8 protein-coding genes are annotated in these 12036 nt (G+C 73.7%); 7 read left to right on the top strand and 1 reads right to left on the bottom strand.

Annotated elements, in window-relative coordinates; all coding sequences use genetic code 11:
* The first annotated feature begins 71 nt into the window (after window positions 1-71).
* From ACNJ93_RS16385 to ACNJ93_RS16365, 5 genes are all read left to right on the top strand, one after another.
* On the top strand, window positions 72-521 hold the full coding sequence (locus tag ACNJ93_RS16385) for a DUF7144 family membrane protein (RefSeq protein WP_418958149.1): 450 nt from the start codon (window positions 72-74) through the stop codon (window positions 519-521).
* Window positions 522-593: 72 nt separating this feature from the next.
* Window positions 594-830: a DUF2630 family protein gene (locus ACNJ93_RS16380; RefSeq protein ID WP_418961428.1), complete on the top strand. Its 237-nt coding sequence runs from the start codon at window positions 594-596 to the stop codon at window positions 828-830.
* A gap of 62 nt (window positions 831-892) precedes the next feature.
* Window positions 893-2845, top strand: coding sequence for an FUSC family protein (locus ACNJ93_RS16375; protein WP_418958148.1), 1953 nt, complete (start codon window positions 893-895; stop codon window positions 2843-2845).
* A 300-nt stretch (window positions 2846-3145) separates the two neighbouring features.
* Window positions 3146-4621, top strand: coding sequence for an APC family permease (locus ACNJ93_RS16370; RefSeq protein ID WP_418958147.1), 1476 nt, complete (start codon window positions 3146-3148; stop codon window positions 4619-4621).
* A gap of 237 nt (window positions 4622-4858) precedes the next feature.
* Window positions 4859-5830, top strand: coding sequence for a hypothetical protein (locus ACNJ93_RS16365; protein ID WP_418958146.1), 972 nt, complete (start codon window positions 4859-4861; stop codon window positions 5828-5830).
* 60 nt (window positions 5831-5890) lie between these two features.
* Here ACNJ93_RS16365 and ACNJ93_RS16360 read toward each other — a convergent pair whose 3' ends face one another.
* Entirely contained in the window at window positions 5891-7957 is a 2067-nt protein-coding gene (locus ACNJ93_RS16360) for a PhoX family protein (protein ID WP_418958145.1), read from the bottom strand.
* 260 nt (window positions 7958-8217) lie between these two features.
* Between ACNJ93_RS16360 and ACNJ93_RS16355 the strand changes: the two genes are divergently transcribed.
* Both ACNJ93_RS16355 and metG read left to right on the top strand, forming a co-directional pair.
* Window positions 8218-10227 (top strand): VWA domain-containing protein, encoded by a 2010-nt coding sequence (locus ACNJ93_RS16355; protein WP_418958144.1) that lies wholly within the window; start codon window positions 8218-8220, stop codon window positions 10225-10227.
* Window positions 10228-10356: 129 nt separating this feature from the next.
* On the top strand, window positions 10357-11964 hold the full coding sequence (gene metG / locus ACNJ93_RS16350) for a methionine--tRNA ligase (protein WP_418958143.1): 1608 nt from the start codon (window positions 10357-10359) through the stop codon (window positions 11962-11964).
* Window positions 11965-12036: the final 72 nt, after the last annotated feature.

The raw sequence follows: 12036 nt of genomic DNA, 5'->3' as shown, positions 1-12036 counted from the left end.
CCGGAGCGGTCGCCCACCCGTTCGGCTCAGCAGAAAGTTCGTTCGGGAACGAAGGCCCCGACGATGAGGCCATGAGCCAGAACACCGCACCCACTCCCGCGCCCACCCCTCCCCAGGGGCGGGCGGACACGTCCGGCGCCTGGGCGGCCGGCGGCACCGTCTTCGCCGGCACGCTGATGATGGTCACCGGCATCGTGGACATCTTCCAGGGCATCGCCGGCATCGCCGAGGACAAGACGTACGCCCGCGTCGGCGACTACGTCTACCGGTTCGACCTCACCACCTGGGGCTGGATCCACCTGATCCTCGGCATCGTCATCGCCGTCACCGGCTTCGGCATCCTGCGCGGCGCGGGGTGGGGCCGGTTCGCCGGCATCGCGCTCGCCTCGCTCAACATCGTGGCGCAGTTCCTGTTCCTGCCGTACCAGCCGTGGTGGGCGCTGTTCTCCATGGCCGTCTCCGTCTTCGTGATCTGGGCGCTGGCGTCGGACGAGTCGTACGGCCGAAATCCGATGATGTGAGCCCGCACGGCGCCCGGGCGAGCTCGACCTGCACGCCGGCGGCTGATTTGTCACCCTTGTGACATGAGCGCCATGAGCAACGAGCAGATCCTGGAGAACATCGGGCAGCTCGTCGAGGAGGAACGCTCCCTGCGGCAGCGGGCCGGCGGGCTGCTCCCCGACGAGCTGACCCGGCTCGCGGAGCTGGAGGTGCAGCTGGACCAGGCGTGGGACCTGCTGCGACAGCGGCGTGCCAAGGCGGAGTTCGGCGAGGACCCGGACACCGCGGCGCTCCGCCCCGCCGCCGAGGTGGAGGGCTACCGCAGCTGACCCGCCCCCGCTCCCGACCGCGCACGCGGCCCGGAACGGAGGCGGCCCCTAGGGTGGGGCGCATGGGTCGGCTCGGTCAGATCTCCCCGCCCGCGTGGCTCACCGAGGGCCTGCGGCCGCAGCCCGCGCCCGTGCCGTGGGCGGCCGTGGTCCGCGCGTCCGTCGCGCTGTCCGCGCCGCTCGCCGTCGGGATGGCGGCCGACCGGCCGGTGTACGGCGCGCTCGTCTCCATGGGCGCGCTGTCCGGCGTCATCGGCGACACCGCCGACGCCTACCGCATGCGGCTGCTCAACATCGCCGTCCCCCAGGTGTTCGGCGCCCTCGGCGTCACCCTCGGCGCGCTGGTCTTCGGCCACGGCTGGGTCGCCGTCGGCGTGGTCACCCTGGTCGCCCTCGTCTCCGGGATGATCTCCTCCATCGGGGCCATCGCCTCCGTGTCCGGGCTCCTCCTGCTCCTGAACACCGTCGTCGGGGCCGGTCTGCCGATGCCCGACCCGTGGTGGCTGCCCGCCGTCCTCCTCGGCCTCGGCGGGGTCGTGGTCCTCGCGCTGACCCTGCTCGGCTGGCCGCTGCGCCGCGGCGCCCCCGAGCGGGCCTCGGTGGCCGCCGCGTACCGGACCGTCGCCGACCTGCTGGAGGCGGCGGGCACCGACGCGTACGAGGAGCGGCGGCGCGCCGTGACGCAGGCCCTCAACCAGTCGTACGACCTGGTGCTCGGCCGCCGCGCCCGCGAGCACGGCCGGGCGCCCGTCCTGATCCGGCTGCTCGCCCAGCTCAACGCCCTGATCCCGCTGGTCGAGGCCGCGCCCGCGGCGAACCTGAAGGCCCGGCGCACCGGCCCGCCGCCGCCCGCCGTCCCCGCGGCCGTCCGCGCGCTCGCCGACGCCGTCGAGCAGGGGCGGACCGGCGACCCCGTGCTCGACCTGCCGGCGCCCGAACTGCCCTCCGAGCGCGCCGTCGACCACGCCCTGCGCTACGCCGCCACCGTCGTCCACAAGGCCGAACCCAACCCGTACAACGTCGACGACCGCCTCGGCCGGCCCGCCGCGCTGCGCGTCCGCGTCCGCCGCACCGCCCGCGGCGTGCTGTTCTCCGGCGACTCCTGGCGCTACGGGCTGCGGCTCGCCCTGTGCATCGGGCTCGCGCAGGCCCTGGTCTCGCTCATCGCGGTGCCGCGCTCGTACTGGGTCGCGCTCACCGTCACCTTCGTGATGAAGCCGGACTTCGGCTCGGTGTTCTCGCGCGCCGTGCTGCGCGCCTTCGGCACCGCCCTCGGCCTGGTCACGGCCGCGATCGTGCTCGCCGAGGTGCCGCGCGGCTGGTGGGACGTGCCCGTGATGGTCGTGCTCGCCGCGCTGATCCCCGCCTTCTCCGCGAAGGGCTACGCCTTCCAGACCGCGGCGATCACGCCGGTGATCCTGCTGCTCTCGGACCTGATCAACCGCCAGGGCTTCGACCTGATCCTGCCCCGCCTCTACGACTCGCTCATCGGCTGCGCGATCTCGCTGATCGCCGGCTATCTGCTGTGGCCGGAGTCCTGGCACACCCGCATCGGCGACCGGCTCGCCGACGCCGTCGCCGACGCCGCCGCGTACGTGGCCCTGGCGTTCTCCCCGAAGGGGGACACCGGGGACCAGGCCGCCCGCGTTCGCTCGCGCCGCAAGCTGTACCGCGATCTGTCCTCCGTGCGCGCCGAGTTCCAGCGGGCCCTGACCGAGCCGCCGCCGACCGGCGCCCGCGCCGCCGCCTGGTGGCCGCTGCTCGTCGCCGTCGAGCGGATCGTCGACGCCACCACCGCCGCCCGCGTCCGCGTCGACCACGGAGCCCCGCCGCCCGACCGCGCCGAGGCCGCCGCGATCGAACGCGAACTGCGCGAACTCGCCTCCGGACTCCGCGAGTCGGAGATCCTCGTCGAGGTCCGCGCCGAACTGACCGGGCCCGACGACAGTGTGCTCAGACCCGTGCGCGAGGAGGTCCGTGCCGCCCGCGCGATCGCCACGCCGAACCCCCCGTAGCGGGCCCCGGAAGGCCGTCCGTCCCAGGGAGCGGAATCCCCGCCACCGCCGTCACCACCGACCGGCCGGTACGACTACGATGCGCCCCATCACGCGCACACCGGAAGGCACCCGCACCAGGCGGCCAACGGCGCCGGAGGCGCGCACCCTTCGGCACGCACCCACCCCTCCGCACGCACGCTCCCGTCCCCGCGCCCCCGGCTCCGTACCCGCACGTCCATCGCTCCGTACCCCGCTCCGTATCCCGTCCTGCACCACCTCCGGACCTCCGGCTCCCCCGGTCACACAAGGACATCCGCCATGCGCAGCTCCCCCGGCAGAGGGCTCCAGCCCAACGTCCTCGGCACGTTCGACACCGTGGTCATGGCGGTCGCCGGCAGCGCCCCGGCGTACTCGCTCGCCGCCACCACCGCCGTGCTGTTCGGCGCGGTCGGCCTGGCCGGGCCCGCCGCCCTGCTGTACTGCGCGCTGCCCATGCTCGGCATCGTCCTCGCGTACGCCCGGCTGGGCCGCATCGACGTCAACGCGGGCGCGGCGTACTCGTGGGTGGGCCGCACCCTGCACCCGTTCCTCGGCTTCCTGTCCGGCTGGGCGCTCGTGGTGTCGGCGACCGTGTTCATGGTGGCCGGTTCGCTGCCCGCCGGGGTGCTGACGCTCTCCCTGATCGACCCGGCCCTCGCCGGGAACACCCCGCTCGCCGCCGCCGTCGGCGCGGGCTGGTTCCTGATGATGCTGCTCGTGGTGCTCGGCGGCACCCGGCTCACCGTCCGCGCCCAACTCCTCCTCACCGGCGTCGAGCTGGTGATCCTCGTCGTCTTCCTGCTGGCCGCCCTGCTGCACCGGGGCGCGGCGACCGCCTTCGACTGGTCCTGGTTCGGGTTCGGCGGCTTCGACGGCACCGCCGGTTTCGCGTCCGGCGCGCTGATCGCCGCGTTCTACTACTGGGGCTGGGACGTCACCGGCAACCTCAGCGAGGAGACCCGCGACAGCCGCCGCACCGCCGGCCGGGCCGCGCTGATCGGCTTCGCCGTCGTGTTCCTGCTCTTCGAGGCGGTCACGGTGACCGTGAACGTGCTGCTGAGCGCCGAGCGGATCGAGGCGAGCGGCGCGAACCTGCTGGCCGTCCTCGGCCAGGAGATCTGGCCCGGCGTGGGCGGGAAACTGCTGGTCGCGGCCGTCCTGCTGTCGACCGTCGCCACCCTGGAGACCACGCTCATCCAGGTCACCCGCTCGCTGTTCGCGATGGGCCGGGACCGCGCGCTGCCGGAGCGGCTCGGGGCGGTGCACCGCCGCTGGAACACCCCGTGGGTGGCGATCACCACCGTCGGCGGGGCCGCGCTGGTGCTGTTCGGCGCGGCGGCCGCGGCCGGCTCGGTGCAGTCGGTGCTGCGGGACGCGGTCGCCGCGATCGGGCTGCTGATCGCGTTCTACTACGCCCTCGCCGGCCTCGCCGCCGTCGTCGCCTACCGGGGCCTGCTGCGGGCGTCCGTACGGGACTTCGTGCTCGGCGGGGTCTGGCCGCTGCTCGGTTCGGCCTTCATGCTCTGGGTGTTCGCCGAGTCGCTGGGCGCGCTGTCCGGCACCTCGCTCACCATCGGCCTCGGCGGGCTGCTCCTCGGCCTCGTGCCGATGGTCGTGTACTGGCGCAGGGGCAGCGCGTACTACCGCCCCGCCGCCCTGGACGCGGCCCGCTGTCTCGCCGCCGACCCGCCGGGCACGGCACGGGGCCTGCGGCGGCCGGCGAGGGACAACGGCGTACCGGCCACGGACTTCTGACCCGCGACGCGCGCCGGGCGCCCCGACGCTCACCGCGCCCGCCCCGATCGCCCGACCGACCGCCCCGCTCGCCCGCCCCAACCGCCCGACCGACCGCCCCGCTCGCCAGATTGACCGCCTGTTCACCCGCCCCGATCACCGATCGACCGCCCACTCGCCTGCCCCGACCGCCCGCTCGCCCCGCTCAGCCCACTCCCCACCCGCCCGCACCCGCCGCGCCCGCCGGAAGGAGACCCGATGGCCGCCCGCCGCCGCCCCGCCCGCTTCGTACCGGACTTCGACCCCGACCACGGGGACCGGCCGCTCACCGCCGCGCGTCAGGACATGGTCATCGGCCGCTGGCAGGGCGTCCGCGACCTGCTGCGGGCCACCGGGACGGACTGGCCGCGCCGCACCCACCGGCTGCGGCTGCTGTCGCACGCCGCCGCCGACAGCTCCGCCGTGGAGTCCTGGCGGGCCGCCGAGCCGGACGACCCGGACGCGGCCGTGCTGCGGGCGGCGACCGTGGTCGTCCGGGCCTTCAACGAGGCCATCGCCATCGGACGCGGCACCGCCGTCGACCGCGGACGCCTGGACGCGGCGGTGGAGACCTGTCTGCAGGCGGCCGAGGCCGCGCCCGCCGACCCGATGCCGTGGGTGTCGCTGCTGACGGTGGCGCGGCTGTACGAGGGCGGGGTGGCGCGCGGCGAACTGCGGCACTGGTTCGACGAGCTGCGCCGCCGCGACCCGTACAACCTGGAGGGCCACGCGCAGGTCATGCGCTACTGGTCGGCCCGCTGGCACGGCACGCACGGCGCGATGTACGACTTCGCCCGCAACGCCGCCGGGATCGCCCCGCCCGGTTCGCCGCTGCCGGTGCTGGTGCAGGTGGCGCGGGTCGAGGAGTACCGCTACATCGCGGACGCGGCGCGCGGCCGGGGCCCGGTGCGGGGCTTCGACCAGCACTGGAAGCACGAGCTGGCGGTGACGGAGCTGCGGCGCACCGCCGAGCGCTGGATCGGCGGCCGGGACCCGGCCCGTCCGGTGGCCCCGGAAGAGGTCGCCGACCTCAACTATCTGGCGCACGCCGCCTGTTACGCGGGCGAGACGGAGGTGGCCCGGCGAGTGCTCGGGATGCTCGGGGCGCGGGCGGCGTGGGTGCCGTGGGCGTACACCGGGGACCCGGAGGAGCAGTTCACCCGCTTCCGGCAGGGCCTGGACGTCACCTGACGGCGAGGGGCGCGGGCCGAGGACCCGCGCCCCTCGCGTCGTGCACGGCGGTGGCCCGGCTCAGACGCCGATGTCGCGGCCGTCCGTGCGGTAGACCGCGACGACCGACGGGCGGACCAGCGTGCCGGGGCCGTCGGGCCAGACGGACGCCGGGTTCTCGACGGTCGCGCCGTCGATCTCGCCCGGGTGCTGGACCGCGACCAGGACGCGGCGGTCCTGGATGATCGGGCCGCAGGTCTCGGCGCCCTTGGGCACGGTCAGGAACTGCTTCAGCTCACCGCGGCGCTCGCCGTGCGTGGCGACGCCGAACAGGCCGTCGTGCGAGCCGAGCTGGTTGCCGTCCGTGGAGATCCACAGGTTGCCGTACGGGTCGAACGCCACGTTGTCCGGGCAGGAGATCGGCGACACCCGGTCCTTGGGGAAGCCCGCGAAGTACGTGGCCGGGTCGTTCGGGTCGCCGGCGACGAGGAACAGGCGCCAGGCGAAGCCGTCGGAGGCCGGGTCGTCCCAGTGCTCGGCGAGCTCCAGGATCTGGCCGTGCTTGTTGAGGTTGCGCGGGTTGGCCTCGTCCGCGCCCGGGTTGGTTCCCTTGCCGCGGTTGGAGTTGTTGGTCAGCGCGACGTACACGCGGCCGGTGCGCGGGGACGGCTCGACGTCCTCGGGGCGGTCCATCTTGGTGGCGCCGACCTTGTCCCCGGCGACGCGGGTGAAGACGAACACCTCCTCGGCGGTCATCCCGGGCACGTGCGAGACCGCGCCGTCCGGGCCGGCCGTGGCCAGCGGGATCCACACGCCGGAACCGTCGAACTCGCCGTCGTTCGGGAGCTTGCCGGTGCCGTCGATCTCGGCGGCCGGGGAGTCGCCGGACAGCTTGGCGACGTACAGGGTGCCCTCGTCGAGCAGGGTCAGGTTGTACGCGCGGGCGGCCCGCGAGGAGCCCTTCTTCATCCGCTTGCTCGACACGAACTTGTAGAAGTAGTCGAAGCGCTCGTCGTCGCCCATGTAGACGACCGGGCGGCCGTCCTCGGTCAGGCGCGGCTGCGCGGCCTCGTGCTTGAAGCGGCCGAGAGCGGTGCGCTTGCGGGGCGTCGACTCCGGGTCGTACGGGTCGAGCTCGACGACCCAGCCGAAGCGGTGGACCTCGTTGGGCTCCTGCTTGAGGTCGAAGCGCTTGTCAAAGCGCTCCCACTTGCGCTCGGTGGCGCCGGTGCCGACGCCGTAGCGCTTGTCGGTGGCGGAGGAGCCGTTGGCGAAGTACTGGTTGAAGTTCTCCTCGCCGTGGAGCGTGGTGCCCCAGGGGGTGGTGCCGCCGGCGCAGTTGTTGAGCGTGCCGAGGACGGTGCGGCCGGCCGGGTCCGCGGAGGTCCTCACGAGGGCGTGGCCGGCGACCGGGCCGGTCAGCTCGAACGCGGACGAGGTGTGCAGACGGCGGTTGAGCGGGTGCCGGCGGACCGGGGTGAGCTTGCCGCTGCGGTGCTCCTCCTGGACGACGACGACCGACAGGCCGTGCGCGGCCCAGGCGATCTCGACCTGCTCGCGGGTCGGGTTCTCCGGGTCGTAGCCGCGGAACATCAGGACCTCATCGGTGTACTCGTGGTTCGCCACGAGCACCTGACGGCCGTGCTCGCCGCGGAGCGGGAGCAGGGAGAGGAAGTCGTTGTTGTAGCCGAACTGACCGGCCTGGGCGGCGGCGGTCTGCTTCTCGGCGTCGAAGGCCGGGGCGCCGCGGAGGATCGGCTCGCCCCAGCGGATCACCACGTTCTGGCTGTAGCCGGCCGGGACGGTGACCTGGTCGGCGGTGTTGGGGGCGACCGGCTCGAAGCGGAGGCCGCGGGCGCCGTCCTTGCGGCCCGGCCGGTACGCGGCGGCCTCGGCGGCGACAGCGGGGCCGGCCGCGCCCTGGGCGACGACCGCGCCGCCGGCGGCGGTGGCCACGGTGACGACGGCGGCGGCGCGCATCATCGAACGGCGCGAGAACGCACCGGCGATGACGTCGCCGACGTACTCGTTGTCGCTGGTGTTCGGCACCTCGTGGAAGCAGGCGTCGCCGCAGCGGTAGCGGCAGGTGAGCGCGGAACGTCCGCCCCCGTGGGGGTTGGTGCTCAGCAGCGGCAGCAGTTTGCGCACGAGGTCCTCCTTCGGCGCACGCCTGCGCCGACACGGTGTCGGGAATGTGTTCGGCGGCGACGCTATGCGCGCAGATCTGCACGCGAGCGGCCGTGGAATGAACGCCCGATGAACCCGGAGCGACCGGGCGCGGCGAAGGGCCGACCGGGGCGCGGTCGGCGACACGGCAGGCCGCTAACCTTACGTGTCCGCCCTGGCCAGGGATGATTCCCCCCAGTACGGACATAGACGGCACCCCACTCATGCGAAAGGCCTCGCCCATGGGCATCCGGAGTTTGCTGCGCAAGGTGTTCGGACGCGACCGCGCGGAGCAGAGCGAGTCGCCGGCAACCTCCGTCCCGCCCCAGACGGAACCGTCACCCACGACCGGGACCACGACGAAGACGACGACGAAGACGACGTCGAAGACGTCGACGTCGACCACGGCAACGGCCACCGCCACGGACCAGGCCCCGACGGTCCCGGCCCAGTCCCAGGCCGAGAAGGCCGCGCAGGCCCTGGTGGCCGCCGCCTTCGACAACCCGAAGCCCAAGGTCCCCGAAGCCCGTACCGAACAGCCCACCTCTGCGGCAACGGACTCCCAGCAGCAGCCGGTTGCCGAGGAGCCGACCGAACCCCCGGTGACGGTCGAGGAGTTGACCGCCCTGGTGGACACGGCGGGCGTGGACCCGTCGGGCCCGGACACCGAGGCGAAGGCCGGGGCCGAGACGAAGGCCGAGGCTGAGCCGGAGGCCGAGGGCGAGGCGAAGGCCGAGGCGGACGTCGAGGCGGACGTCGAGGCCGGGGCCGAGGGCGAGGCGAAGGCCGACGAGCCGAAGGCCGAGACCGCCGCCGAGGCGAAGCCGGAGGCTGAGGCCGAGGTCGTCGCCGAGGCTGACGAGGACCGGTCCGCCGAGGCGGAGACGCCGGCCGAGCCGGTCGTCCCCGAGACCGCGGCGGAGCCGCAGGCCGAGGACGAGGCGGCCGAGGTCGTCGCCGAGACCGAGACCGCCGTCGCCGCCGAGCAGGAGGCCCCGGTGGCCGAGGCGGAGCCGGCAACGTCGGCCGAGCCCGCCGTCGCCGAGACCGAGACGAAGCCGAAGTCCGAGGACGAGGCGGCCGAGGACGCCCCGGCGCAGGCCGAGGTTGTCGCCGAGACCGAGGCGGCCCCGGCCGCCGAGCCGGAGACGTCGGCCGAGGCGGTCGTCGCCGAGACCGCGGCGGAGCCGCAGGCTCAGGCGGAGCCGGAGGGCGAGGCTGCCGCCGCGTCCCAGGAGCCGCAGGCCCAGGACGAGGCCGGCGACGAGCCGGAGGCCCCGGCCGAGACGCCGGCGGAGCCGGAGGCCGTCACGACGGCGGACGCCGAGCCGGTCACCGAAGCCACCGAGGCCGAGGCCCAGGTCGAGCCGGCCGCCGAGCCGACCGCCGCTGAGACCGAGGCCGAGGCCGTCGCCGAGACGGCCACCGCAGCCGACGGCGCCCCGGCCGCCGCCGAGCCCGCCGTCGCCCAGCCCGAGGCGCAGCCCGAGCCCGTCGCCGCCGCTGCCGGCACCGACGAGTCCGCTGCCGACGCCGACGAGCCGGTCGTCATCGCCGACGACGCCGACGAGTCGGCCGTCCCGGCCCCCCTCGGGTCCGCTCTCGGTGTCGCCGAGGTCAAGGGGCGGGCCGTGGGTGAGGTGCTCGCGGCGTACAAGGCGGCCGGGCGGGTGCTGGAGGCGCAGGGGCTGGGAGGGGCGCGGGCCGCGGTGTACCTCGTGCTCGACCGGTCGCTGTCCATGCGGGGCTACTACAAGGACGGCTCCGTCCAGCGCCTCGCCGAGCAGACGCTCGCGCTCGCCGCGCACCTGGACGAGGCGGCGACCGTGCCGGTCGTCTTCTTCTCCACCGAGGTCGACGGCACCGGCGACCTCACCCTCGACAACGCCGACGGCCGCATCGCCGAGCTGCACGAGTCCCTCGGCCGCATGGGCCGCACGAACTACGACCGCGCGATCGCCGAGGTCCTGGCCCACCACGAGAAGGCCGACGCCGCCCGCCCCGCGTTCGTCGTGTTCCAGACGGACGGCGCCCCCGAGTCCCGTACCGCCGCGACGAAGGCGCTCGCCTCCGCCGCCGACCGCCCGATCCACTGGCGGTTCGTCGCCTTCGGCGACGAGGACGCCAAGGGCTTCGACTACCTGCGCAAGCTGGACGTCCCGAACGCCGCGTTCTTCCACGCCGGCCCCACCCCGGCCGAGACCCCGCACCCGGCCTTCTTCAAGGGCCTGCTGGACGGCTACGCGCTCTGACCGGCCGGCACGTCACCGCCACCGCGAGCCCCGCCCCCTCGAAGGGGGCGGGGCTCCGCCGTCTCGCCCGCGTCCGCCCGGACGTAATCGCGGTGAGTGGATCTTCGGCGGGCCGATAGGATTTCGACCATGGCGGCCACTGGATCCGAGAAGCAGGGGGCGAAGGCGTACTACGTCTCGACCCCCATCTACTACGTCAACGACGCTCCTCACCTGGGCCACGCCTACACGACCGTCGCAGGCGACGTGCTCACGCGCTGGCACCGTCAGCGCGGCGAGAAGGTGTGGTACCTCACCGGCACGGACGAGCACGGTCAGAAGATCATGCGCACCGCGGAGGCGAACGGCGTCACCCCGCAGGAGTGGTGCGACAAGCTCGTCTCCGAGGCGTGGAAGCCCCTCTGGGAGCACCTGAACATCGCGAACGACGACTTCATCCGGACGACGGAGAAGCGGCACACGGACCGTGTGCAGGAGTTCGTGCAGGACCTGTACGACAAGGGCGAGATCTACAAGGGCGGGTACGAGGGCCCGTACTGCGTGGGCTGTGAGGAGTACAAGCTCCCCGGCGACCTCATCGAGGCCGAGGACGGCACGAAGCTGTGCGCCGTCCACAAGAAGCCGGTGGAGATCCTCAAGGAGGAGAACTACTTCTTCAAGCTCAGCGAGTACGGCCCGAAGCTGCTCGAGTTCTACGAGGCGAACCCGGGCTTCATCCAGCCCGAGTCGGCCCGCAACGAGGTCGTGAACTTCGTGAAGCAGGGCCTGGAGGACCTCTCGATCTCCCGGTCCACGTTCGACTGGGGCGTCAAGGTCCCGTGGGACGACCAGCACGTCATCTACGTGTGGATCGACGCCCTGCTGAACTACGCCACGGCGGTCGGCTACAACGAGAACCCGGAGAAGTTCGCGTCGACCTTCCCGGCGAACGTGCACCTGATCGGCAAGGACATCCTCCGCTTCCACGCGGTGATCTGGCCCGCCATGCTGATGGCGCAGGGTCTGCCCGTCCCCGGCCGGGTCGCCGCGAACGGCTGGCTGATGGTCGGCGGCGAGAAGATGTCGAAGTCGAACCTGACCGGCATCAAGCCGCAGGACCTGACCTCGCACTTCGGCGTGGACGCGTACCGCTGGTACTTCCTGCGCGCGATCGCGTTCGGCCAGGACGGTTCGTTCTCCTGGGAGGACTTCACCGCCCGCTACACCTCCGAGCTCGCCAACGACTACGGCAACCTCGCCTCGCGCGTGGCGGCGATGGTCGGCAAGTACTTCGGCGGGGAGCTGCCGGCCGCGACTTCCGATGGCGACGCGGAGAAGGCCGTCCACGAGGGCCTGGCCAAGGCGGTCGCCGAGGCGGACCGGAAGATCGGCGAGGAGCTGGACTTCCAGGGCGGCATCCTGGCGATCTTCGACTTCGTGAAGCAGGTCAACGGCTACATCACGGAGCAGGAGCCGTGGAAGGTCGCCAAGGACGAGTCGGAGGAGGGCCGGGCCCGTCTCGCGACGATCCTGTACACGGCCGCCGAGTCGCTGCGCGCGGTCGCGGTCCTGCTGAACCCGGTCATGCCGGAGACCTCCCAGAAGCTCTGGGACTCCCTCGGCGCGGACGCCGCCCTCGGCGCCCTCGCCGACCAGTCCGTCACCGAGGCCGGCACCTGGGGCCGGCTGCCCGCCGGCGCGACGGTCACCAAGGGCGCGGTGCTCTTCCCGCGCCTTGAGGAGCCGAAGAAGGACTGACGCCCGTCCCCGCAGCACCCGCGAAGGCCGCCGCCCCCTGTTGTGGGGCGGCGGCCTTCGCCTTTCGGGGCG

It is taken from the genome of Streptomyces tritici (assembly GCF_048500665.1).
GTDB classification, from domain to species: domain Bacteria; phylum Actinomycetota; class Actinomycetes; order Streptomycetales; family Streptomycetaceae; genus Streptomyces; species Streptomyces tritici.
Note: the sequence above shows the minus strand (reverse complement) of the source record. Positions and strands in the feature narration are given on the sequence as shown.

Excerpts from the sequence above, each read along its gene's own strand:
- ACNJ93_RS16370 (WP_418958147.1), top strand. The coding sequence starts at position 3,146 with ATGCGCAGCTCCCCCGGCAGAGGGCTCCAGCCCAACGTCCTCGGCACG.
- ACNJ93_RS16365 (WP_418958146.1), top strand. The coding sequence starts at position 4,859 with ATGGCCGCCCGCCGCCGCCCCGCCCGCTTCGTACCGGACTTCGACCCC.
- ACNJ93_RS16385 (WP_418958149.1), top strand. The coding sequence starts at position 72 with ATGAGCCAGAACACCGCACCCACTCCCGCGCCCACCCCTCCCCAGGGG.
- ACNJ93_RS16380 (WP_418961428.1), top strand. The coding sequence starts at position 594 with ATGAGCAACGAGCAGATCCTGGAGAACATCGGGCAGCTCGTCGAGGAG.
- metG (WP_418958143.1), top strand. The coding sequence starts at position 10,357 with ATGGCGGCCACTGGATCCGAGAAGCAGGGGGCGAAGGCGTACTACGTC.
- ACNJ93_RS16375 (WP_418958148.1), top strand. The coding sequence starts at position 893 with ATGGGTCGGCTCGGTCAGATCTCCCCGCCCGCGTGGCTCACCGAGGGC.
- ACNJ93_RS16355 (WP_418958144.1), top strand. The coding sequence starts at position 8,218 with ATGGGCATCCGGAGTTTGCTGCGCAAGGTGTTCGGACGCGACCGCGCG.